Raw genomic sequence first — 23,191 nt, 5'->3', positions numbered from 1 at the left:
TCGCCTCCCGGCGCCCACTAGCCTTCGCGGACCGGCGCCCGGCGCGCCCGCACCCTGAGGAACCCGCGCATGACCCCGATCCGCACGCTGCTCGCACTGGGCGTCACCGCTGCCGTGCTGGGCCTGGCCGGCTGCAAGAAGGAGCCCACGCCCGCCACCGGCGCCGCATCCACCGCGCCGGCCGGCGAAACCGCCGACCAGTTCATCGCCCGGGTCAACGCCGAGTACCTGGCCATGTACCCGGAGCTGACCGCCGCACAGTGGCTGTCCTCCACCTACATCAATGACGACAGCCAGCTGCTGTCGGCCAAGGCCAACGAGCGCTACCTGACCCAGCTCAACAGCTGGATCGAGCAGGCGCGCAAGTTCGAAGGCAAGCAGATGTCGCCGGAGACCGCGCGCGCCATCCACCTGCTGAAGCTGGCCACCGCGATGCCCGCCCCGAAGGACCCGGCCAAGCTGGCCGAGCTCACCCAGATCGCCACCAGGATGGAGGGCATGTACGGCGCCGGCAGCTACTGCACCGGCGAAGGCGAGGCCAGGAAGTGCCGGCAGCTGGGCGAGCTTGAAGACGTGCTGCGCAACAGCCGCGACTACACCGCGCAGTTGGATGCGTGGCAAGGCTGGCACACCATCGCCCAGCCGATGCGCAAGGACTACACCCGCTTCGTCGAGCTGGTGAACGAAGGCGCCAGGGAAATGGGTTTTGCCGACGCCGGCGAGATGTGGCGCTCGGGCTACGACATGACCCCGACCGAGATCGCGGCGGAAACCGACCGGCTGTGGGGCCAGGTCAAGCCGCTGTACGAGCAGCTGCACTGCTACGCCGGCACGCGCCTGGACGCCAAATACGGCGCCGACAAGGGCCACGTGGCCGGCGGCATGCTGCCCGCGCACCTGATGGGCAACATGTGGCAGCAGGACTGGGGCAACCTGTGGGACGTCCTTGCGCCGTACCCCAACGCCGGCAGTCTGGACATCACCAGCACGTTGGCCGCGCAGTACCGCACCGCCTACGACGCCGAGCTGGCCAGGAACGCCGGCCAGCGCTCGCCGACCGACCTGGCCGAGATCGAGCATGCCGCGCAGGCTGACATCGCGCGCACCATGACCGAGCGCGCGCAGGACTTCTACACCTCGCTGGGCATGGCCAAGCTGCCGGAGAGCTACTGGACCAAGACCCAGTTCATCAAGCCGCGTGACCGCGACGTGGTGTGCCACGCCAGCGCGTGGGACATGAACATGAAGGGCGACGTGCGCACCAAGATGTGCATCAAGCCCAACGAGGAAGACTTCACCACCATTTACCACGAGCTGGGCCACGTGTATTACTACCTGGCCTACAACAACCTGCCGCCGCTATTCCAGCAGGGCGCGCACGACGGCTTCCACGAGGCCATCGGCGACACCATCGTGCTGTCGATGACGCCCAGGTACCTGCAGTCCATCGGCCTGGTGGGCGAGCAGCAGCAGAGCAACGAAGCGCTGGTCAACGCACAGATGCGCATGGCCTTGGCGAAGGTCTCGTTCCTGCCGTTCGGCCTGATGATCGACCGTTGGCGCTGGGGCGTGTTCGACGGCTCGATCAAGCCCGGCGACTACAACAAGGCGTGGTGGGAGCTGAAGGCCAGGTACCAGGGCGTGGCGCCCGCCAGCGCGCGCGGCGAGGACTTCTTCGATCCGGGCGCCAAGTACCACGTGCCGGGCAACACCCCGTACACGCGCTACTTCCTGGCGCACGTGCTGCAGTTCCAGTTCTACAAGGCGCTGTGCGATGCGTCGGGCTACAAGGGCCCGCTGCACGAGTGCTCGTTCTACGGCAACGCAGAAGCCGGCAAGCGCTTCCAGGCCATGCTGAGCAAGGGCGCCAGCCAGCCTTGGCAGAAGACGCTGAAGGAGCTGACCGGCGGCGAGAAGATGGACGCCTCGGCGGTGCTGGAATACTTCGCGCCGCTGCAGGACTGGCTGAAGCAGCAGAACGAAGGCCGCACCTGCGGTTGGCAGGCTTCGGCGACGGCTGTCGCACCGGCCAAGCCCGCTACGCCCGCCAAGCAGGGCTGAGGGCCCCACGCTGTACCGGACGGCCGGCCCTGCGCCGGCCGTCCGCATTTCCGGGGCTCGCACCCCGCCACTTGACGCCTTCCGCCCGGATGGCCTGCCCCGCCACCCGGCTGCGTTGAGCCGGGTACCGTCCGCATTTCGCACAGGGTGGCCTTGGGCCTGTCATTGTCGCGCCTGATTGATCCTGGCCCTCCGCCTCGGCAGGAGACGGCGCAGCGTGCCGCGGGGGAGCGCAAGGTCCACCCCATCGTCGAACTCGGGTTCAGGGTGCGCAGCACGGCCTGCCTGGCCATCACCGCGATCTGGCTTCTGGTGCTGAAGGATCAGGAGCAGCGGATCATGGTCCCCGGCATTGCCATCGGCCTGTTGTATGCCGTCGCCTGGCCGCCGTTGGCCCATGCCATCGCGGTCCGCGCCGGGGACAGCAAGCGCGCCGAACTGCGCAACGTGGCGTGCGACAACCTGCTGGGCGGCTTCATGGGCGCACTCAGCTCCTTCGCGCTGCTGCCCATGGCGATCGTGGCGATCAGCATGGGGTGCGCCAACCTGAGCCTCGGTGGCGTCCGCATGGCCACGCGAGGCGCGCTGGCGATGCTGGCCGGAATGCTTCTGGGCGGCTGGTACACGGGCTTCCAGGTGCAACTGGACACCACGATGCCCATCACCATCACCTCGCTGGCGGGGCTGTTCCTGTTCATGACCATCTTCGGCATGCGCAGCAACATCCAGGCGAGCAAGCTCATTGCCGCCAAGCGCGAGGTTTCCGCCCAGAACGAACGCATCCGGGAGCAGAACGAGAACATCGAGATCGCCCGGTGTGCCGCCGAGGAGGCGCTGGTGGACGCCGAACTGGCCCGCGAACAGGCCGAGGCGGCCAATCACGCCAAGAGCGCTTTCCTCGCCAACATGAGCCACGAGCTGCGCACGCCGCTCAACGCCATCATCGGCTACAGCGAACTGCTGCAGGACGAACTGGCGGACGCCGGGGACACCCGGCTGCAGGATGACCTGCGCAAGATCCAGGCATCGGGGCGGCACCTGCTGGGGCTGATCAATGACGTGCTGGATCTGTCCAAGGTGGAGGCAGGAAAACTGGAGATCCAGTTGGAGCCCTACGACGTCGATGCCCTGATCGACGAAGTGGTGACCACCGCGCAGCCCATGATGACCCGCAACAACAACCGCATGCGCATCCAGCGCGATGGCGGTTGCGGCGTGGTCCAGGTCGATGCGCCGCGCCTGCGGCAGATCCTGCTGAACCTGTTGTCCAACGCCGCCAAGTTCACCCGCGACGGCGACGTGGTGCTCAACGTGCGCTCACCCCTGAATCGCGAGGACCGTCGCTGGCTCACGTTCATCGTGACCGACACCGGCATCGGCATGACCGAGGAGCAGGTGGCGCGGCTGTTCGAACCTTTCACACAGGCCGATGCGACCACCACGCGCCGGTTTGGCGGCACGGGGCTGGGCCTGGCGATCAGCCGGCGGCTGTCCCGGATCATGGGCGGCGACATCACCGTGACCAGCAGTGCTGGCCAGGGTTCGAGTTTCACCGTCCGCCTGCCGGCCGTCGTCGATGATCGCGAGGCCACGCATGGCTAGGATCCTGCTCGTGGAGGACAACGAGCTCAACCGCGACATGCTGTCGCGGCGGCTGCTCCGCGCCGGCCACGACGTGTCAATGGCCATCGACGGACAGCAGGCAGTCGAGCAGGCACGCGCCGAACAGCCCGATGTGATCCTGATGGACCTCAGCCTGCCCGTGCTGGATGGCTGGGATGCCACGCGCCGCATCAAGGCCGATGCCGCCACCCGCGGCATCCCGGTGATAGCGCTGTCGGCCCATGCCATGACCGGCGACCGCGAAAGCGCCCTGCAGGCCGGCTGCGACGATTTCGACACCAAGCCTGTTGATCTGCCACGCCTGCTGGGGAAGATCGCCTTGGCACTGGAGGCATCGGAATGAGCGCCGCCGATGTCGCCGATGCCACTGATCTGTCCGCCCCGCAGCGATTGCACCTGACCTGTCCCGCCGAGCTGCCGCAACTGCCCGCGCTGCTGGCGCTGGCCGACCGCGCCTGTGCCGCCGCCGGCGCCGACGCCGCGGCCACGTATGCGGTGCGGCTGGCCGTGGAGGAGGTCGTGGCCAACATCATCGCCCATGGTTATGGCACCACGCGGCAAGGTCCGGTGGCGCTGACCCTGGATTGGAACGTCGACCGCGTGCGCATCGACATCCGTGACCATGCCCCGCGTTTTGATCCCGAGGCGGTCCCTGCCCCGGACATGGATGCACCGTGGGAATCACGCAATCCCGGCGGCATCGGCTGGGCGCTGGTGACCCGGCTGATGACCACGATCCACCACCGCTACGACCCGGCGACGGGCAACCGTTTCACTTTCACCAGGGACCTTGCGCCATGAGCGCGGAGGAGCATGCATGGAAATCCTGATTACGCGCGGCCAGGTTTCGGTGGCCACCATCCGCGGCAGCATCGACAGCCTCACCGCCGAGGAACTGCAGCGCAGCCTGGCCGACACGGTGCAGGAGAGCGGCGTGCAGCTCGTCGCCGACTTCCGCGAGGTGGTGTACACCAGCAGCGCCGGCCTGCGCGCGTTGCTCGCCACGCTCAAGGACGCACGTCGGCAGGGCGGCGACTTCCGCCTGGCCGCGGTGCAGCCCACCGTGCTGCACGTGCTGGAACTGTCGGGCTTCACCAGCATCCTCAAGCTCTACGGCGACGTGGATGCCGCCATCGCCAGCTTCACGGTTGAAGCGCCATGAGCGCACCGCGCAAGCGCATCGCCCTGGTGATTGGCGCGGGCAGCGTGAAGTGCGCCGCGGCCATCGGCATGCAGAACGCGCTCGCCCGCGCGGGGGTCAAGATCGACATGCTGGTGGGTTGCAGCGCCGGGGCGATCTACGCGGCCACCATGGCGCTGGGGCGTAGTTCCGAAGAGACCGCCGACTACACGCGCCGCCTGTGGACCAGCGAGGTCGCCAAGGGTCGCAGCCGCCATTCGATGTTGGCCATGATCGCGCCGCGGCTGTTCGGGTTCCGCGCCGACCGCTTCGGCCTGCGTGACGACACGGTCATGATGGCGCGCCTGCGCGAGGCCTTCGGCGAAACGCGCATCGAGGACATGGCCACGCCGTTGCACATCACCGCCACCGACTTCGCCAACGGCGAGCAGGTGGTGCTGTCGTCCGGCTCGCTGGTGGATGCGGTGCGGGCCAGCGTGGCCCTGCCCTTCGCCTACTCGCCGTGGCGGCTGGGTGACCGGCTGCTGGTGGACGGTTACCTGTCCGACCCGATGCCGGTGGGCGTCGCGGTGCGGCAAGGTGCCGACATCATCCTCGCCGCGGGCTTCGAAAGCCCGTACCAGGAATCGACGCCGTCAGCGAGCCGCTTCGCGTTCCAGCTCAGCGCGATCATGTCCAACAACCTGTTCAAGTCCAACTTCGCCTTCCACAGCCTGGCGCACCACGGCGAAGTGATCCTGGTCACGCCGCGTTTCGAGCAGCGGATCCGCCTGTTCGACACCGACAAGATTCCCTACATCATCGAAGCGGGCGAGGCCGCGGCCATGGAGCAGTTGCCCTACCTGCTGGAACTGCTCGGCAGCGGTCGCCCCGCTGCCGTGGAAGCGTTCCGGTGAGCGTGGCGGCCCCGGCCATGGCCCGCATCCTTGTCGTCGACGACGATCCGTTCAACCGTGACGTCCTGTCCCGGCGCCTGCAGCACCACGGTCACGGCGTGGATGTCGCCGAAGGCGGCGCGCAAGCGCTGCAGGCCGCGCAGGACACCGCTTACGACCTGGTGCTGCTGGACATCATGATGCCGGGCATGGACGGCCACCAGGTGCTGTCGGCGTTCAAGGACCACGATCGGCTGGCGCAGGTTCCGGTGATGATGATCTCGGCGCTGGAGGACACCGACACGGTGGTGCGATGCCTGTCGTCCGGTGCCGAGGACTACCTCACCAAACCCTTCAACCCGCACATCCTGCGCGCGCGCGTGGACTCGGCGCTGGCCCGCAAGCGGTTGCGCGACATGGAGCAGCAACACGCCCGCAGCCTGGAGCGTGAGCTGGAAATCGGGCGCCAGATACAGCTGGGCTTCCTCCCGGCCGAATTGCCGCATGTCGAAGGCTGGCAGGTCGCCGCCCGCTTCCGCCCGGCACGCCAGGTGGCGGGCGACTTCTACGACCTGTTCCCCGTGCCGGGCGCCGGCCTGGGCGTGGTCATCGCCGACGTGTGCGACAAGGGCGTGGGCGCTGCCTTGTACATGGCGCTGTTCCGCAGCCTGCTGCGTTCCGGTGCGATCCGGGGCCCTTCGGCCAGTGTCGATCCGGCCTCCACGGTGCTGGGCGCGATGTCGCAGACCAACGATTACATCGCCACCGTGCACGAACGCGCCAACATGTTCGCCACGGTGTTCTTCGGCATCCTCGACCCGGGGGACGGCCAACTCACCTACGTCAACGCCGGCCACGACCCGCCGATGGTGCTGGGCGACGGCGGGGTCCGTGCCCGGCTCGGCCCCACCGCACCCGCGCTTGGACTCTCCAACGGGGCGGGCATGCACGTCCAGACCATGCGCCTGGCACCCGGTGACACGCTGTTCGCCTATACCGATGGCGTGGTGGACGCCATGGGCGAAGGCGAGCCGTTCGGCGAAGCGCGCCTGCTCGCCTTGCTCGCCGCGCCATCGGCCAGCGCCGCCGCCCTGCTGGACACGGTGACGGACGCCCTGGAGGCCCATGTCGGCACCACCGAGTCGTTTGACGATGTGACGACGGTAGCGGTTCGCCGGCTGTCGCACGCCTGACCCGGTCGCGACGGTGACGAGTACGCCGCCGTGCCTGCCGACGGCAAGGCCCGCCTGACCAGCCACAACCGCGACGGACTGCGCCCCCGACCGGGCGGGCATCCCTCCCCGGTCGGGGGTATAATCGCCGGGCTCCATGCACGCGGTGGGAGAAGCGGTCCCTGGCCTGGCCAGGCGCGCCGCTGCCGAAGGCGTAACGCCCGTAATCGCTCAGGCCCCCGTACCACTCCGTGCGAGCAACTCTGGAGAGACCGGTCAAATCCGGCGCCGAAGGTGCAAGCAGCGTCTCCACCCTCCCCCGGGTGCTGCAAACTCTCAGGCAAAAGGACAGAGGGGCGCCTCGCGTGCGGCACCGCACGTATGCCTTCGGACGCCCTTCCATGAGCCAGACCCCCTCCCTGCGCGCGCTTGAGCACCACGACGCCTTCATCGAGCGCCACATCGGCCCCAACGACGCCGAAATCGCCACCATGCTCTCGGTGGTCGGCCACGACTCGCTGGAAGCATTCACCGACGCCATCGTCCCCGGCTCCATCAAGTCCGCCAACCCGCTGGCCCTGCCTTCGGCCGTGACCGAAGTCGAAGCGCTGGCCAAGATCCGCGCCGTCGCCGACAAGAACCAGGTGTTCCGCAGCTTCATCGGCCAGGGCTACTACGGCACCCACACCCCCAACGTCATCCTGCGCAACGTCCTGGAGAACCCCGCGTGGTACACGGCCTACACGCCGTACCAGGCCGAGATCTCGCAGGGCCGCATGGAGGCGCTGATCAACTTCCAGACCATGTGCGCCGACCTGACGGGCATGGAGATCGCCAACGCCTCGCTGCTGGACGAAGGCACCGCCGCGGCCGAGGCGATGACGCTGGCCAAGCGTTCGTGCAAGAACAAGTCCAACGTGTTCTTCGTGTCGAATGGCGTGCACCCGCAGACGTTGGAAGTACTGAAGACCCGCGCCGAGCCGCTGGAAATCGAACTGGTCATCGGTGACGACGCCGACGCCATCACCACCGACGCGTTCGGCGTGCTGCTGCAGTACCCGAACACCTTCGGCCAGATCAACGACTACCAGGCGCTGGCCGATGCCGTGCACGCGCGCGGTGGCCTGGTTGCCGTGGCCGTCGACCTGCTCGCCCTGACCCTGATCGCTGCGCCGGGCGAATGGGGCGCCGATATCGTGGTCGGCAACACGCAGCGCTTTGGCGTGCCGTTCGGCTTCGGCGGCCCGCACGCCGCGTTCATGGCCTGCCGTGACGCCTACAAGCGCTCCATGCCCGGCCGCCTGATCGGCGTGTCGCTGGACACCGAGGGCAAGCCGGCCTACCGCCTGACCCTGCAGACCCGCGAGCAGCACATCCGCCGCGAGAAGGCCACCTCCAACATCTGCACCGCGCAGGTGCTGCTGGCGGTGATGGCCAGCATGTACGCCGTCTACCACGGTCCCGAAGGCCTGACCCGCATCGCCCGACGCACGCATCGCCTGGCCAGCATCCTGGCGGGCGCGCTGCGCTTTGCCGGCGTGACCGTGGGCCCGGACTTCTTCGACACCCTGCACGTGCTGGGCGTCGACGCCGACGCGATCCACGCCAAGGCCAAGGCCGCGCGCATCAACCTGCGCCACATCGATGCGGGCAGCGTCGGCATCAGCCTGGACGAGACCACCACGCGCGATGACATCGTCGCCATCGCCGGCCTGTTCGGCGCGACCATCGCCGACATCGACGTGATGGACGCCAACACCGCTGACGAGCTGCCGGCCGGCCTGCTGCGCACCAGCGCCTTCCTGACCCACCCGGTGTTCAACACGCACCACAGCGAGCACGAACTGCTGCGCTACCTGCGTTCGCTGGCCGACAAGGACCTGGCGATGGACCGCACGATGATCCCGCTGGGCTCGTGCACCATGAAGCTCAACGCCACCGCCGAGATGATCCCGATCACCTGGCCGGAGTTCGGCAACATCCATCCGCTGGCGCCAGCCGAGCAGACCCAGGGCTACTTCGAGCTGATCAGCGGCCTGGAGCAGATGCTGGTCGAGTGCACCGGCTACGACAACGTCAGCCTGCAGCCCAACTCCGGCGCGCAGGGCGAGTACTCCGGCCTGCTGGCGATCCGCGCCTACCACAAGGCCAACGGCCAGGCCCAGCGTGATATCTGCCTGATCCCGGAGTCGGCGCACGGCACCAACCCGGCCTCCGCGCAGCTGTGCGGCATGACCGTGGTCGTGACCAAGTGCGACAGCAACGGCAACGTGGACGTGGAAGACATCCGCGCCAAGGCGGAGAAGTACAGCGACCGCCTGGCCGCGATCATGATGACCTACCCGTCCACGCACGGCGTGTTCGAGGAGGACGTGGTCGAGATCTGCGAGATCATCCACCAGCACGGCGGCCAGGTGTACACCGACGGCGCCAACATGAACGCGCTGGTCGGCGTGGCCAAGCCCGGCAAGTGGGGCTCGGACGTGTCGCACCTGAACCTGCACAAGACCTTCTGCATTCCGCACGGCGGTGGCGGCCCGGGCGTCGGCCCGTGCGCGGTGAAGTCGCACCTGGCTCCGTACCTGCCCAAGGCGTTCGGTGCTGACGGCGTGCGTACCGAAGGCGTGGGCAACGGCGCGATGGTGTCGGCGGCCACCTTCGGCAGCGCCAGCATCCTGCCGATCAGCTGGATGTACGTGACCATGATGGGCCGCGAAGGCCTGCGCAAGGCCACGCAGGTGGCGCTGCTCAACGCCAACTACATCGCCAAGCGCCTCGCCCCGCACTACAAGACGCTGTACACCGGCCGCAACGGGCTGGTGGCGCACGAGTGCATCCTCGACCTGCGTCCGCTGAAGGACGCCACCGGCATCGGTGCCGAGGACGTGGCCAAGCGCCTGATCGACTTCGGCTTCCATGCCCCCACCCTGAGCTTCCCGGTGTCGGGCACGCTGATGGTGGAGCCGACCGAGAGCGAATCGCAGCATGAGCTGGACCGTTTCATCGACGCGATGATCCAGATCCGCGACGAGATCCGCGCCGTGGAAGAAGGCAAGCTCGACCGCGAGGACAACCCGCTGAAGAACGCCCCGCACACCGCCACCATGGTGATGGGCGCCGAGTGGACGCACGGCTACAGCCGCGAAGCCGCCGTGTTCCCGCTGGCCACGCTGAAGCAGCAGAAGTACTGGCCGCCGGTGTCGCGCGTGGACAACGTGTACGGCGACAAGAACGTCATGTGCGCGTGCATCCCGGTGGATGCGTACAAGGACGAAGTGGAGGCGTAAGCCCCACTGCACGGTTCACGGAAAAGGCGCCTTCGGGCGCCTTTTTCGTTGGGGCCATCTACCGCGATCGGTCAAAGCCGAACAACCGCTGCAACGGCTGCGCCCGCTTCTCGATCAACGCGCGCAGCAGTCCCGCGCCCATCATCGAATAGGTGATGCCATTGCCGCCGTAGGCCATCGCGAACAGCACGCGCTGGCCGTGGTCCGGGTGCGGGCCGAAGTACGGCAGGCCGTCCTTGGTCTCGGCAAACGTGCCCGCCCACGAAAACACCGGCGTTACCGGCAGCCTGGGGAACAGCGCCGCTACCCGCTTGGCGAGCTTTCGCGCCTTGCGGTCCACGCGCATGTCGCGGCGCGCGGCGATGTCCACGGCATCGTCCTCGCCACCGACCAGCAGCCGGCCGTCCCCAGTGGTGCGCAGGTAGAGGTACGGCCGTGCGGATTCCCACACCATCGTCGTGGCCAACTTGCCCAGCTCCGCATCGGGAATGGGGTCGGTGATGAACGCGTAGCTGCTGCGGTTGCGGGCCACGCGCCGGCCGAGCTGGTCCTGCGCGGCATAGCCCGTCGCCACCACCAGATGCTCCGCGGTCACGGTGTGGCCGTCGTCGGTGGTCAGCACCACGCTGCGCGGACGCGCCTGGATACGGACGACGCGCGTGCGGTCATGCACCGGCACGCCACGCCGCTGCAATCGGTCCAGCAGCCGGCTGGCCATCCGGTACGGGTCCACGCGCGCGGCCTGCCGGCTGAGGATCGCCGCCGGTGCATCGAACCCGTATTCCGCCCTTACTTCATCGCCTTCCAGCCAGTCCACGTCGAATCCGTGGCGATGGCGCAATGCGTACTCGGCTTGCAGATCGCGCATATGGCGCTTGCGGCTGGCGAAGTACAGGCTGTGGTTGCCCGCGAAATCCACATCGCGCACGTCACGCGCCTTGTCCCGCAACAGGTCGATGGCCGCGGCGCAGGCGCGGTAGGCCAGCACGGCGTCGTCCTCGCCATACTGCTTGGCCAGGTCGACCATGTGCGTGTCGATCTCGTACTGCAGCAATGCGGTGCTCGCCGCGGTGCTGCCCCACGCCACGTCGCGCTGCTCCAGCACCGCCACATCGTGCCCGTGAGTGGCCAACTCATCGGCCACCAGCGCGCCCGTGATGCCGGCGCCGAGCACCGCCACCTCGCAGCGCAGATCGGTGCGCAGCGGCGGAAAGGCGTGCATCAGCCCGTTCTTCACCGCCCAGTACGGGTAACCACTCTTGAGGTCCATGGGTCGAGGTCGGGCGCCGGGATGGAGGGGCAGCGTAAACGGCGCCGCGCGAAGCCCCGATCACGAACGCCACTCCCCGGATGGCAAGGCGGCTTGAAAACCCACCCGGCGAACCCACCTCAAGCCCAGAACCCAACCACGCCCCCAAGGCCATGACCACCCAGACCGAAACCCACCGTTTCCAGGCCGAGGTCCAGCAAGTCCTGCACCTGGTCACCCACTCCCTGTACTCCAACAAGGACGTGTTCCTGCGCGAGCTGGCGTCCAACGCCGCCGACGCATGCGACAAGCTGCGCTTCGAGGCGCTGCAGGACGCCACGTTGTACCGCGACCAGCCCGACCTCACCATCGACATCACCTGGGACAAGGACGCGCGCACGCTGACCATCGCCGACAGCGGCATCGGCATGAGCCGCGACGAGCTGATCGGCAACCTCGGCACCATCGCCCGCTCCGGCACCCGCAAGTTCATCGAGGCGCTGTCGGCGCAGCAGAAGGCCGACGCGCAGCTGATCGGTCAGTTCGGCGTGGGCTTCTATTCCGCGTTCGTGGTGGCGGACAAGGTGTCGGTGGAAAGCCGTCGCGCAGGTACCGATGAAGCGTGGCGTTGGACTTCCGACGGCGAAGGCGAGTTCACCCTTGAGCCGGTGGAACGCGCCAGCCGCGGCACCACCGTCACCCTGCACCTGAAGGACGGCGAGGACGAGTACCTGGACGGCTGGCGCCTGCGCGAGCTGGTCCGCCGCTACTCCGACCACATCGGCTTCCCGATCCGCATGCCCAAGGAGAAGTGGGGCGAGGACGCTGATGACACCGCCGACAAGCCGGCCGATGCCGCATCCGAGCTGGAGGTCGTGAACCAGGCCTCTGCGCTCTGGACCCGCCCCAAGGCCGAGTTGACCGACGCCGACTACCAGGCGTTCTACAAGCACATCAGCCACGACTTCAACGAAGCGCTGGCGTGGTCGCACAACCGCGTGGAGGGCAACCAGAACTTCACGTCGCTGGTGTACCTGCCCAGCAAGGCGCCGTTCGACTTCCAGTACAACCGCGACGAACGCCGCGGGCTGAAGCTGTACGTCAAGCGCGTCTTCATCATGGACGCCGCCGAGCAGATGCTGCCGGCGTACCTGCGCTTCGTGCACGGCGTGCTGGACTCCGACGACCTGCCGCTCAACGTCTCGCGCGAGCTGCTGCAGGGCAACCGCCAGCTGGACAAGCTCAAGACCGCGCTGACCAAGCGCGTGCTGGACCTTCTGGAAAAGACCGCCCGCGACGACGCCGACAAGTACCTCGGCTTCTGGCACGAGTTCGGCAACGTGCTGAAGGAAGGCCTGGCCGAAGACCACGGCAACCGCGAGCGCACCGCCAAGCTGCTGCGCTTCGCCTCCACCCGCAGCGAGAAGGTCGATGACCTGACCGCGCTGGACGACTATGTCGAGCGGATGAAGGCCGGGCAGAAGGCCATCTACTACGTCACCGCCGACGGCTGGAACGCCGCGCGCAACAGCCCGCAGCTGGAAGCGCTGCGCGCCCGCGACATCGAGGTGCTGCTGCTGCATGAGCGCATCGACGACTGGGCCATCGGCCACCTGCACGAGTACGCCGGCAAGCCGCTGCGCCACATCGGCAAGGGCGACCTGGACCTGGGCGACCTGGATACACCCGCCGACAAGGAAAAGCGCGAGGCCGACGCCAAGGCCGCCGCGCCGCTGGTGGACGCGGTCAAGGGTCTGCTGGGCGAGCGCGTGAAGGACGTGCGCGTGTCCGCGCGCCTCACTGACTCACCCGCGTGCGTGGTGCTGGAGGAATACGACGTGTCGCTGCACCTGCAACGCCTGCTGCGCGCGGCGGGCCAGCCGGTGCCCGAGTCCAAGCCCGTGCTGGAGATCAACCCCGGCCACCCGCTGCTGAAGCGGCTGGAGGGCGAGCAGGACGGCGCGCGACGCGAGGACCTCGCGCTGCTGTTGCTGGAACAGGCGCAGGTCGCCGAAGGCACCGCGCTGGAAGACCCGGCCGCGTTCATCCAGCGCGTGAATCGCCTGCTGGTGCAGTGACCCACACCGCCACAGCGATTGCCGCCGTCACCACGGTCCCCGCAGGTGCCTGCAACACAAACGCCCCGGAATTTCCGGGGCGTTTGTGTTTCTCGGTGCCATTCCAGGCAGCCACTGCGGCGACCCATGCGGCCACGGGTGCGACGAGATGACTCAAGGCATTGGGCCTGCCTCCGCGCATCCGTCGCATGCGGCAGGATCAACGACCGTCGCGGTCGGCATCACCCGGCATTGCACGTTCCAGCATGTGCCAGCCATCGCGTACCGCTTCCTTGGCTTCGTTCCAGGCCAGGCGCGAGGTAGCGCGGGCCTTGTCCCAACCACGCTCCAGATCGTTCTCGATCTGGTCGAAGGTGCGACCAGCGCGCGTGTTGTAGCTGTTCTCGGCATACCGGTAGGCCGGCTCATAGTCGTCCCACGCCATGTCCTTACGGTAGTACGGCGTGTTGTTGTAGGTCTTCTGGAAATGCTCGGTATAAGTGTTGTGCTTCATCGAGTCTTACTCCTTACAAACGTCATGGTCCATCACCGGACAGGTCCGCTGCGGGTGCAGCGCAGCCGCAACGTTGCGACGCGGAACAGGTTACGAAGCGCGACGAAAACATCCGGTGATATGAACGCGGGACTGTTCGCGACCGTTCGTTAACGATTGTCTCGATTCATCTTGATGAAGACGCCTCCAAGACGATGCGCGCTTCACATGACGATGTGATCGCCGGATTCAGCCCAACATTCACCTTGCCGGAGCAACTGCAACGTGCGGCCATCGGGCTGGCCGCCATGGAACCGGCGCAACGCCTGCTCGAACTCCGGCATTTGCGGCGCGACGTGCATGAACAGGGTCAGGCACGAGCGTAGTTTCATGGCGTCGACACCGCCCAGGATCTCCTCCGCCATGAGCGTGCGATGCGCAAGCAGTGCGCGCACACATTCCACCAGACGCGGCCCCAGCACCGGATGGTTCACGTACGCGATCGCCTCGTCCGCGTCGGCCAGGCCATAACGCTCGGCCATGGCGCTGCGACCCAACCCGCGCAGCTGCGGCAGCACGAACCACATCCAGTGCGTGCGCTTGTGGCCGTCGCGCAGTTCTTCCAATGCATCGTCGTACGTGTCCCGCTGCGCATCGACGAAACGCTCCAGCGTGGATGCCGGCTCCATGGGTCACCTCGCGGCGTGCCGATGCGGCGCCAATGCCCAATGCGGATCCTGCTCCGGCAGGCCATCGCGCAGCCAGTGCCGCGTGGCCGCTTCGGCGCGCGCGACCAGGTCGCGGCATTGGCTGAAATCATACGCATGCACGGCCAAGGGACACAGCGGCGGCGCCACCACCAGCCTGCAGCGCGTGGCGAAGCGATCGATGTCGGCCAACAACTGGCGCATGGTCATCAGGTTGAGTGCGTGCAGGGCCATCGCCAGCATGCCACGCGGCGGCGCCGCCAGCGCGCATGACGTGCCGGTGGGCAGCACCACCACGCGGGTGGCGCCCAGCCCTACCGCAACGGCGATTGGCGTTCCGGTGGCCACGCCGCCATCCATCAGTGGCCTTCCGTCGACCGTCACCAGCGGAAACACGGCCGGCACCGCCGCGCTGGCCAGCAGGGCGGTCACCGCATCGCCCGTCGACAGCACGACCTCGGTGCCGTCCAGCGCATCGGTCGCGACCACGTGGCACGGCAACACCGCCTGCTCCAGTTGCAGGTAAGGCAGCTCGGCTTCGATCAGCGACCGCAGCGCATCGGGCATGGCGAGGTGATCGCGGCGCCCCAGCAGGCACGCCAATGTACGCAGATAGGTAAACGGGAAAACATGCTCGCGGCGCACGCCCGACCACAGCCGTTCCAGTCGCGCGAGACCCTCTGCATCAGGAGCACCGGCAAAGTACGCGGCGTTGATGGCGCCCACCGAGGCGCCGACCACCAGGTCGGGCGCGATGCCCGCGGCATGCAACGCCTTCAGCATGCCTACCTGCACTGCGCCGAGGCTGCCGCCACCGGTCAGCACAAACGCGGTTCTTTCTGGCGGGTCGGCGTGCATGTCATTCGCCCATCCCACGCGCGCCTCACGCAGCCTCGTGCGTGATGGCCTCGCGTAGTTCGGCCTCCAGCGCAAGGTTCTCCAGGTCGCGCCCCACCGACGCGGCGGCGACCAACGCGCCGTTGCGCAGGTAGCGCGCCGTGAAGTCGCGGCCCGCCAGCGTGCCGTCCACCTGCACCTGGTCCCACTCGGTCGCGTGGCCCACGTAACGCAGTTCCACGCCGTAATGGTGGGTCCAGAAAAATGGTACGTCGTTGAAGGGCGCGCACTCGCCCAACAGGTTGGCGGCCACCGCCTGGCCCTGCCGCTGCGCGTGCACCCAGTGTTCCACGCGGATCAGCTCGCCGCGGTAGGGATAACGCGCCACGTCACCGGCGGCGTAATGGTGGGCGATGGATGTTTCCAGACGCGCATCCACCAGCACGCCGCCCTGTATGGCCATGCCTGCGGCTTCAGCCAATTGTGCGCGCGGTACCACGCCCGCACCCACGATCAGCACATCGGCAGGCACCTGCTCGCCATTGCCCAGCGTCAACGCGTGGCCGTCATAGCCCACCGCATTGGCCTGCAAATGGAACACCACGCCCTGCTCGCGGTGCAGCCCGGTCACGAAGCTGCCCACCTCATCGCCCAGTGCACGCGCCATCGGCACCGCCTCGGGTGCCACCATGTGCACCGCCAGCCCGCGTGCGCGCAATGCGGCAGCGGCTTCCATGCCGATGAAGCCCGCGCCGAGCAGCGTCACCGAACGCGCGCCGTCACTCGCGGCGATGATGGCGCGCGCATCGGCCAGCGAGCGCAGCACGAACACGTTGGGCCGATCGAAGCCCGGCAGTGGCAAGCGGCGCGGCTCCGCACCGGTGGCCAGCAGCAGCGCGTCGTAGCCGCTGCGCGCGCCATCGGCGGTCAGCACCTCGCGGTTGATCACGTTGATGGCGCCCACCGCGCAGCCCACGCGCAGGTCGATGCCGTGGTCGGCGTAGAACGCCGTATCCTGCAGCGGAATCCACTCCTCCGGCGCGGTGCCGGCCAGGTAGTCCTTGGACAGGTTGGGCCGGTCATACGGGGCCACGGCATCGTCACTGAACAGGGTGACGTCACCGTCGAAGCCGCGTGCGCGCAGCTGCAGCGCCGCCGCGTAACCCGCCGCACCGCCGCCGATGATCGCAATGCGCCGTGGCAGCGCGCGTGGCGCATCGTCCCGCGTCGCGGCGCGCAGCGGCGCAGCCACGGGCGGCTCCTGCACCGGCCCGCCGCGCACGTACGCCATTTCGCCCTTCACCTCCACCCGCCACACGGGCAAGCCGGCGAAGGCCGGTGCGTGCAGCGCCGCACCAGTGCGCAGGCTGAAACACGCGTGGTGCCACGGGCAGCGCACTTCGCCGTCGCTCACGCGGCCCTCCGCCAACGGCCCCCCGTAATGGGTGCAACGACCGCCGACCGCGTGCAGCCCGTCGTCCAGACGCGCCAGCAGCACCGGCTCGCCATCCACATGCCCGGCCAGCACGCCGGCCTCAGGGATGTCGACCAACGGCACCCCCAGCGTGAAATCGGGGCCACTGGGCGGGGAATCGGTCTGTGCCATGGCGGTACTCCTGTGGCGCGGCCCAGCGCAACGGCCGCTGTGGATTGGATGCACCAGCGGCGGCCAGGTTCCCGGCGCGACATGCCAGCCCGCGGGAACCTCAACCGCCCTGCTGCATCTACCGGAATATCCTTGCCGTAGAGGTCATGCCGCCATGCTCGACGCCCACCTGCACTCGGTCGAAACCGCCGCCACGTTGCCGACCCCATCCATCGACGCCCCGCGCCCCACCCGCCAGGAGGCCGAGGCCGCCGTGCGCACGCTGATCCGCTGGGCCGGCGACCGCCCCGCGCGCGAAGGCCTGCTCGATACCCCCGCCCGCGTGGTCCGCGCCTACGAGGAGTGGTTCGGCGGCTACGCCCTCGACCCCGAGGCCCTTCTCGGCCGCACCTTCGAACCCGCCGGCTACGACGACCTGGTGCTGCTGCGCGACATCCCGGTGCGCTCGGTGTGCGAGCACCACATGGCCGCCATCCACGGCGTGGCCCACGTGGCCTACCTGCCGGGCGAACGCGTGGTCGGCATCTCCAAGCTGGCGCGGCTGGTGGACGCCTACGCCCGCCGCCTGCAGATCCAGGAGCGGCTGACCAGCGAGATCGCCGACACCCTGCAACGCGTGCTGCAACCGCGCGGCGCGGCGGTGGTGATCAAGGCCAGCCACGACTGCATCGCCTCTCGCGGCGTCGACATGCAGGGGGTGACGATGGTGACCCGGCGCCTGCTAGGCCAGTTCGAGCACGAGCCGTACCGCCGCGACATCCTGGCCGCGCTGGAGTTGTAACCGAGAACCGCGCCCCTACCCGTGCATCCAATGCCCACAGGAGTCCACGCCATGCCCCCGCCCGATACCCCGCTCGCCCGCGACCACGCCGCCATGGACGACATCGCCCTGGCCCGCTGCGTGCAGGCCGGCGACCGCGACGCCTTCCGCCACATCATGCGGCGCTGCAACCAGCGCCTGTTCCGCGTGGCCCGCGGCGTGGTGCACGACGATGCCGAAGCCGAGGACGTGGTGCAGGCCGCCTACGTGCACGCCTACGAGAAGATCGCGACCTTCCGCGGCGATGCCTCGCTGGCCACGTGGCTGACCCGCGTGGTGCTCAACGAAGCCCATGGCCGCCTGCGCCAACGGCGCCCCACGGTGGACATCGAGACGATGGACATGACATCCCGCGACGACGCCCGCGTCATCCCCTTCCCCGGCCGCGGCCCCGGCGACGACCCCGCCACCGCCGCCGCGCTGGCGCAGGTGCGGCACCTGCTGGAGCACGCCATCGACGCCCTGCCCGAACCGTTCCGGCTGGTGTACGTCATGCGCGAGATCGAGGAATGCACGGTCGAAGAGACCGCCGCCAGCCTCGGCCTGCGCCCTGAGACGGTGAAGACCCGCCTGCACCGCGCGCGCCGCCAGTTGCGCGCCTCGCTGCAGGACACCCTGGCCGCCACCGTGACCGGCGCGTTCCCGTTCCTGGGCGCCCGCTGCGACCGCATGACCGACGCGGTGATGCAGCGCCTGCCCTGACCGTTCCGCCCGCGCACCGGACCGATCCGCGCGCGGCATCCCATCGTCGCGCGCACTGGGCGACACTGGCCGCCTCGCCCCCGCCCCGCCGCCCATGGACGCCCTCCTGCACCTGATCCAGAACTACGGCCTGTGGGTCGTGTTCGTCGCCGTCCTGCTGGACCAGGGCGGCCTGCCGGTGCCGGCGTTCCCGCCCATCATCGTGGCCAGCGCGATGGCCGTGGAAGCGCAGCAGCCGCTGTGGCCCATCGTGCTGGTGGCCGCACTGGCCGCGCTGCTGGCCGATGGCCTGTGGTACGCCGGCGGCCGCCGCTTCGGCGCGCACCTCGTGCGGCTGATGTGCCGGATGTCGCTGTCGCCCGACTCGTGCGTGGCCACCACGCGCGACACCTACGCACGCTGGGGCGCGCCGTCGCTGGTGGTGGCCAAGTTCATCCCCGGCTTTGCCGCGCTGGCCACCACGCTGGCCGGGCAGACGCGCACCGGCCTGCTGCGCTTCGCGCTCTACGACGGCCTGGGCGCCGCGTTGTGGGCGCTGGTGGCCGTGGGCACCGGCGCGCTGTTCCACGACGCGGTCAACGACGTGCTGGCGCAACTGGAAGCGCTCGGCCACGTGGGCGTGCTGGCGCTGCTGTCGGCCATCGCGTTGTTCGTGGCCTACAAGTGGTGGAAGCGCCAGCGCTTCATCCGCCTGATCCGCATGGCGCGCATCACCGTGCCGGAGTTGCAGCAACTGTTCGACGAAGGCACTGCGCCGCTGGTGCTGGACGTGCGCCCCAGCGTACAACGCGAAGCCTCCGGCTGGATTCCCGGCGCCGTGCGCGCCACGCACGTGCGCGAACTGGACGTGGAGCCGCAACATGAAGTGATCGTGTACTGCGACTGCCCCAACGAGGCGTCCGCAGCCAAGCTGGCACGCGAGCTGCAGCAGCGCGGGTTCAAGCGCGTGCGGCCGCTGGCCGGCGGTTTCGAGGCGTGGCACGCACAAGGCATGCCAGTGGAACGCACGATGGCGTGATGCCGCTCGTCGCCCGCCGGGGCATGAACAGGCGTGTGGTTGTCCGCCGATGCGGTTGGGGGCCGTTGGCATTACCGCCGGGCGACGCCCGGTCCCCTATCCCACGCGAGGACTTCCTGATGAAAACGCAACCGCTGCTGTTGGCAGCCACGGTCATTGCCGGTGCATTCTGCGCCAGCGCCGCCATTGCCGGCGAAAGCGACCGCTTGAACTCAGTGGTCAATGAACTGCGCCGGGCCACCGCACCGCTCCATCCGCTGGAAGCGGCCGCGGCCGCCGGCTGGGACACACCCATCACCGGATGCATTGCCAACCCCGACCCCGCCGTTGGCGGCATGGGCTACCACTACGCCAATGAGACCCTACTGGCCGACGGCACCGTGGACCCGCTGCGCCCCGAAGTGCTGGTCTATGCGCCCAAGCCTGGCGGCGGCATGCAGCTGGTGGCGGTGGAATACATCGTGTTTACCGAACTGAACCCCGTGCCGCCGGAGCTGTTCGGGCAGACGTTCCACCTGAACCCCAACATCAACGCGTGGACACTGCATGCGTGGGTGTGGAAGCACAACCCGTCGGGATTGTTCGCCGACTTCAACCCGAACGTGAGTTGCCTCTGAACCAGGCCCGGCGCCCCGCACGTGGGCGCCGGGTCACTGCAGCACGTGGCCCTGCCCGGGAACCGTATCGGAGGCACCGTGAGCAAAGAACAGGCTTCGCCCGAAACGAAAGGCGTGACGGTCCAGCTGCTTTCGACCATGGACCTCGGCCCCGAGATCGAGGGCATGACCGGGCGCCAGTTCCGCATGCGCCTAGTCACCATCGAGTCCGGCGGTGTATTCGGTCCGCTTCACGACCATGTCGACAGGCCGGGCCTGGTCTACATACTGCAAGGGACCATCACCGACCACCGCAATGGCGTCGTCACCGACTACGGCCCTGGCGTCGGCTGGCCTGAGGACAGGGACACGACGCACTGGCTGGAGAACCGCGGAGCGGTTCCTGCGGTGGAAATCTCCGTCGATATTGTCCGCAAGGGATAACTACCTGCGACTGCGAACCCAATAGCAAGTTCAATATCCGCTCAGGGTGACGCATCCGGCTTTTGCTGTAGCGGATTCGCCGCAATCGGCTTGAATGTGTAGTTGGCGCTGTCAAAGACCGCGGTCAATGCCAACGGCGTCTTGCCTGCATTGATGAAGGTATGCGGCGTGTTGGCAGGCACCCGAAGGATGTACGGCGCGGAAACAACAAACGTCTGGCCGCCTATGACGTAGGACATGGTTCCAGATGTCAGGACGTGCGCTTCCTCGCTCTCGTGGGTATGCAGCGGAGGCCCGCCACCGGGCGCCGTCTCCGTGAGGATGAAGGACAGGCCCTTGAAGCCGTGTTCGCTGCCTCGAAGGAGGTGGATCTTTTCACCCTTTCCGGCCTCGATGGCCGTCATCTGCTCGAGTCGAACCACGTAGTCACTTTGGGGATTCGGGAGCGCATCTCCCTGCGGTTTTGGTTCGTGACCGTAAGCGGCCATGGGGATTACCGCGAACAACAGCGCCAGCGCTTTCATGTCTGTCCTCCCAATGCTTCCTGTTGCACCCGGCATCAGCGCCGGTTCCGGTACCGCACCCTTACCCGCGACCAGCCCCAACCGCCTGCGTCCGCACCATATGAATCACATGCTTGCGGAAATTCAGCACGGTGCCCGACGTGGCATGGGTACCACGAATGCAATGGGCAACGCCGGTTCGGCATCCAGCACCACCCGTGCCTCAAAGCCGCGCGAGCGCAGGAACTCGGCCGCATCATTCGCGCTGGCCACCGGGTCGTCTGCCACCAGACCAATGCTGGCGGTGGCGTGGCCCAGCTTCTCATTCACGTCCGGCGGGGACTGGTTGATGATCGTCCCGTCCCACATGATCGAGCGCAGAATCCCGCTGCTGTTGGCCTGGAACCGCTCCCTCAGGCCATGACGGGCCAGCAGGGCCACCATCACCTCCTTGGCTTCAGGGTTCGGCGTGGAGAAGATGCGCGACCCACGATCCGGGAATGGGAGTGGATTGCGACCCGTGGCCAGCAGGTATGTCCACACGGCAAAGGCAGCAAAGACGATAGCGGCCAGTGCGATCAGCCACATTGGTACGAACATGCTTTTCTCCTCCGGAACCTACGCGGCGCTTGCTGCATGCCAGAACGAAATGTCAGGAGGCCCCGCCAGGAACGCGCCGGCCTGCTGGATGAAAGACTGGATGTGCGGCTGCTGCATATGCGGGCCAAGGAAGATATCCCGGCTTGGCCACCGCTCGATCAGCGTAAAGCGCGTTTCGTCGCTGGAACCCTGGAGCATGGTGATGCCTGCGCACTCCGGCTCGGCTGAAAGCACCGTGGCAACCAGCGCGGAGATAGCTTGTCGGGCGGCCTCCGATTGGCCGGGTAGCGCGGTGTAACTGATCATCACAACGATCTCGCTCATGACGCTCTCCAAATCGTGTCGACCATCGCGGGCTCGCTCCAACTCAATGATGCTTGCTTGCTGCTCGTTGCGGCAGCACCAGGATCAGAACAACGATGGCGGCAAGGAGCACACCCGTTGCCGTGTAGCGACTGAACCCCAGGCCGCCGTGATCGGTAGGCTTGTCCAGGAAATCCCCAACGACGGCGCCCAGCGGCCGCGTCAGGACGAATGCCGTCCAGAACAGGGCCGTCCTTGAAATCTCGGTGAAATAGTAAAGCGCGACCACCAGCGCCAGCAGGCCCGCGAAAATAGCAGCCGCACCAAGGTAGCCAAGCCCGGCGGTATCCGCGGTCCAGTCACCCAATGCGGTGCCGAGCGTCTGGGAAAACATGATGGTCAGCCAGTAGTAGAACTCCGCCTTGGGCGTGCTGACCGAGTTGATGTCCACCCGGCCAAGATCCTTGTGCCAAATGAACAAGGAAGCCGCCAGCAGGCCAAGAAGAAGCGCCGTGCCCCCCGTGTAGCCGATACCAACGGATCGGGTTGCGTAGTCCGCAAGCGTGGTGCCGACCGTAGTGGACGCAACGATGGTTGCCCAATACAAGAATGGATGGAATCTGGTCGCTTTGATTTGAAGTGCAACGGCACCCAGGAAGATCACCATGAAGATGCCGGTGCTGACGAGATAGCCCAGATTCATGGACATCGACACAGCGTCGCCGCCTGTTTCGCCAAGTGTCGTGGCCAGGATTTTTATGATCCAGAATCCCAGCGTGACCGCGGGCACTTTGACCAAGAGTTCTTTTTGCTCTGCGTTCATCGCGCAAACCCCTCAGTGGCTGTCAACACTCGACTTGTACGAAACGTCCTGGGCCTGACAAATTGCGTGGTAATAACCGCGTGCCGTAGCGCTGTGTGTCCGGCCCGAGTCTCAGCTTCGTTCATGCGGATGAATTCCCCTGATGGCGGGAGGATAGCAGCTCCCACCCGGGGGAATTGGATCAGATTCCCTTCATATCATCCGGTGATACTATTGCCCCATGCACGAAGACACGGATGTCTCAACCCTGCTGGACCTGCACGGCAGCATCTTC

The 23,191-nt window shown here is 67.4% G+C and carries 23 protein-coding genes and 1 riboswitch; of the genes, 14 read left to right on the top strand and 9 right to left on the bottom strand.

Translation table 11 applies throughout. The annotated features are described in order from the left end of the window. Positions 1 to 69: 69 nt before the first annotated feature. The 8 genes from IP93_RS13260 (at position 70) to gcvP (ending at position 10,159) form a co-directional block, all read left to right on the top strand. The gene (locus tag IP93_RS13260) at positions 70 to 2,061 is read left to right on the top strand and encodes a M2 family metallopeptidase (RefSeq protein ID WP_144816479.1); all 1,992 of its coding nucleotides are present in this window, start codon (positions 70 to 72) and stop codon (positions 2,059 to 2,061) included. A gap of 153 nt (positions 2,062 to 2,214) precedes the next feature. Then, positions 2,215 to 3,663, top strand: a complete 1,449-nt coding sequence (locus IP93_RS13255) for an ATP-binding protein (protein ID WP_158636349.1) — start codon at positions 2,215 to 2,217, stop codon at positions 3,661 to 3,663. Next, positions 3,656 to 4,027, top strand: a complete 372-nt coding sequence (locus IP93_RS13250; protein ID WP_144816476.1) for a response regulator — start codon at positions 3,656 to 3,658, stop codon at positions 4,025 to 4,027. The genes IP93_RS13255 and IP93_RS13250 overlap by 8 nt, the downstream gene beginning before the upstream one ends. After that, the gene (locus IP93_RS13245) at positions 4,024 to 4,485 is read left to right on the top strand and encodes an ATP-binding protein (protein WP_144816474.1); all 462 of its coding nucleotides are present in this window, start codon (positions 4,024 to 4,026) and stop codon (positions 4,483 to 4,485) included. Before IP93_RS13250 ends, IP93_RS13245 begins: the two co-directional genes overlap by 4 nt. 16 nt (positions 4,486 to 4,501) lie before the next feature. Continuing rightward, on the top strand, positions 4,502 to 4,846 hold the full coding sequence (locus tag IP93_RS13240) for an STAS domain-containing protein (RefSeq protein WP_144816472.1): 345 nt from the start codon (positions 4,502 to 4,504) through the stop codon (positions 4,844 to 4,846). After that, the gene (locus tag IP93_RS13235) at positions 4,843 to 5,721 is read left to right on the top strand and encodes a patatin-like phospholipase family protein (RefSeq protein ID WP_144816470.1); all 879 of its coding nucleotides are present in this window, start codon (positions 4,843 to 4,845) and stop codon (positions 5,719 to 5,721) included. The genes IP93_RS13240 and IP93_RS13235 overlap by 4 nt, the downstream gene beginning before the upstream one ends. A gap of 17 nt (positions 5,722 to 5,738) precedes the next feature. Then, complete coding sequence (locus IP93_RS13230; protein ID WP_144816468.1) at positions 5,739 to 6,893, top strand: PP2C family protein-serine/threonine phosphatase; 1,155 nt, start codon at positions 5,739 to 5,741, stop codon at positions 6,891 to 6,893. Positions 6,894 to 7,125: 232 nt separating this feature from the next. Then, positions 7,126 to 7,234, top strand: a riboswitch (glycine riboswitch). A 39-nt stretch (positions 7,235 to 7,273) separates the two neighbouring features. Then, positions 7,274 to 10,159 carry an aminomethyl-transferring glycine dehydrogenase gene (gcvP, locus tag IP93_RS13225; RefSeq protein WP_144816467.1) on the top strand — a complete coding sequence of 962 codons (2,886 nt, stop codon included), beginning with the start codon at positions 7,274 to 7,276 and terminating at the stop codon, positions 10,157 to 10,159. 58 nt (positions 10,160 to 10,217) lie between these two features. On the opposite strand, the gene IP93_RS13220 is transcribed toward gcvP, so the two are convergent. Continuing rightward, positions 10,218 to 11,429 carry an NAD(P)/FAD-dependent oxidoreductase gene (locus IP93_RS13220; protein ID WP_144816465.1) on the bottom strand — a complete coding sequence of 404 codons (1,212 nt, stop codon included), beginning with the start codon at positions 11,427 to 11,429 and terminating at the stop codon, positions 10,218 to 10,220. 152 nt (positions 11,430 to 11,581) lie between these two features. Here IP93_RS13220 and htpG point away from each other — a divergent pair, with 152 nt between their 5' ends. Continuing rightward, positions 11,582 to 13,486, top strand: a complete 1,905-nt coding sequence (gene htpG / locus IP93_RS13215; RefSeq protein WP_144816463.1) for a molecular chaperone HtpG — start codon at positions 11,582 to 11,584, stop codon at positions 13,484 to 13,486. A gap of 199 nt (positions 13,487 to 13,685) precedes the next feature. Here the strand turns inward: htpG and IP93_RS13210 are convergent, their stop codons facing one another. The 4 genes from IP93_RS13210 to IP93_RS13195 form a co-directional block, all read right to left on the bottom strand. After that, positions 13,686 to 13,979 carry a hypothetical protein gene (locus IP93_RS13210; protein WP_144816461.1) on the bottom strand — a complete coding sequence of 98 codons (294 nt, stop codon included), beginning with the start codon at positions 13,977 to 13,979 and terminating at the stop codon, positions 13,686 to 13,688. A 203-nt stretch (positions 13,980 to 14,182) separates the two neighbouring features. Then, a complete protein-coding gene (locus IP93_RS13205; protein WP_144816460.1) occupies positions 14,183 to 14,647 on the bottom strand; it encodes a DUF1810 domain-containing protein in 465 nt (154 codons plus the stop codon). Between the two features lie 3 nt (positions 14,648 to 14,650). Continuing rightward, entirely contained in the window at positions 14,651 to 15,523 is an 873-nt protein-coding gene (locus tag IP93_RS13200; RefSeq protein WP_144816458.1) for a patatin-like phospholipase family protein, read from the bottom strand. A 25-nt stretch (positions 15,524 to 15,548) separates the two neighbouring features. Next, positions 15,549 to 17,108, bottom strand: a complete 1,560-nt coding sequence (locus IP93_RS13195; protein WP_144816457.1) for an FAD-dependent oxidoreductase — start codon at positions 17,106 to 17,108, stop codon at positions 15,549 to 15,551. A gap of 154 nt (positions 17,109 to 17,262) precedes the next feature. On the opposite strand from IP93_RS13195, the gene folE reads away from it, so the two are divergent. The 5 genes from folE to IP93_RS13170 all read left to right on the top strand — a co-directional run bounded on the left by folE (position 17,263) and on the right by IP93_RS13170 (position 20,688). Continuing rightward, complete coding sequence (gene folE / locus IP93_RS13190) at positions 17,263 to 17,889, top strand: GTP cyclohydrolase I (RefSeq protein ID WP_144816455.1); 627 nt, start codon at positions 17,263 to 17,265, stop codon at positions 17,887 to 17,889. 51 nt (positions 17,890 to 17,940) lie between these two features. Next, on the top strand, positions 17,941 to 18,630 hold the full coding sequence (locus IP93_RS13185; protein ID WP_144816453.1) for an RNA polymerase sigma factor: 690 nt from the start codon (positions 17,941 to 17,943) through the stop codon (positions 18,628 to 18,630). Between the two features lie 94 nt (positions 18,631 to 18,724). Continuing rightward, positions 18,725 to 19,648 carry a rhodanese-like domain-containing protein gene (locus IP93_RS13180; RefSeq protein ID WP_144816451.1) on the top strand — a complete coding sequence of 308 codons (924 nt, stop codon included), beginning with the start codon at positions 18,725 to 18,727 and terminating at the stop codon, positions 19,646 to 19,648. 119 nt (positions 19,649 to 19,767) lie between these two features. Continuing rightward, complete coding sequence (locus tag IP93_RS13175) at positions 19,768 to 20,265, top strand: hypothetical protein (RefSeq protein WP_144816449.1); 498 nt, start codon at positions 19,768 to 19,770, stop codon at positions 20,263 to 20,265. 78 nt (positions 20,266 to 20,343) lie between these two features. Further along, positions 20,344 to 20,688, top strand: a complete 345-nt coding sequence (locus IP93_RS13170) for a cupin domain-containing protein (protein ID WP_144816447.1) — start codon at positions 20,344 to 20,346, stop codon at positions 20,686 to 20,688. A 41-nt stretch (positions 20,689 to 20,729) separates the two neighbouring features. On the opposite strand, the gene IP93_RS13165 is transcribed toward IP93_RS13170, so the two are convergent. The 4 genes from IP93_RS13165 to IP93_RS13150 all read right to left on the bottom strand — a co-directional run bounded on the left by IP93_RS13165 (position 20,730) and on the right by IP93_RS13150 (position 22,917). Then, complete coding sequence (locus IP93_RS13165) at positions 20,730 to 21,212, bottom strand: cupin domain-containing protein (RefSeq protein WP_158636348.1); 483 nt, start codon at positions 21,210 to 21,212, stop codon at positions 20,730 to 20,732. Between the two features lie 123 nt (positions 21,213 to 21,335). Then, entirely contained in the window at positions 21,336 to 21,791 is a 456-nt protein-coding gene (locus tag IP93_RS13160; protein WP_144816443.1) for a hypothetical protein, read from the bottom strand. A gap of 18 nt (positions 21,792 to 21,809) precedes the next feature. Next, a complete protein-coding gene (locus IP93_RS13155) occupies positions 21,810 to 22,115 on the bottom strand; it encodes a putative quinol monooxygenase (protein ID WP_144816441.1) in 306 nt (101 codons plus the stop codon). Between the two features lie 43 nt (positions 22,116 to 22,158). Next, positions 22,159 to 22,917, bottom strand: coding sequence for a COG4705 family protein (locus IP93_RS13150; protein WP_144816439.1), 759 nt, complete (start codon positions 22,915 to 22,917; stop codon positions 22,159 to 22,161). Positions 22,918 to 23,191: the final 274 nt, after the last annotated feature.

The sequence above is a fragment of the Aerolutibacter ruishenii genome, from assembly GCF_007830115.1.
Classification (GTDB): domain Bacteria; phylum Pseudomonadota; class Gammaproteobacteria; order Xanthomonadales; family Xanthomonadaceae; genus Aerolutibacter; species Aerolutibacter ruishenii.
Note: the sequence above shows the minus strand (reverse complement) of the source record. Positions and strands in the feature narration are given on the sequence as shown.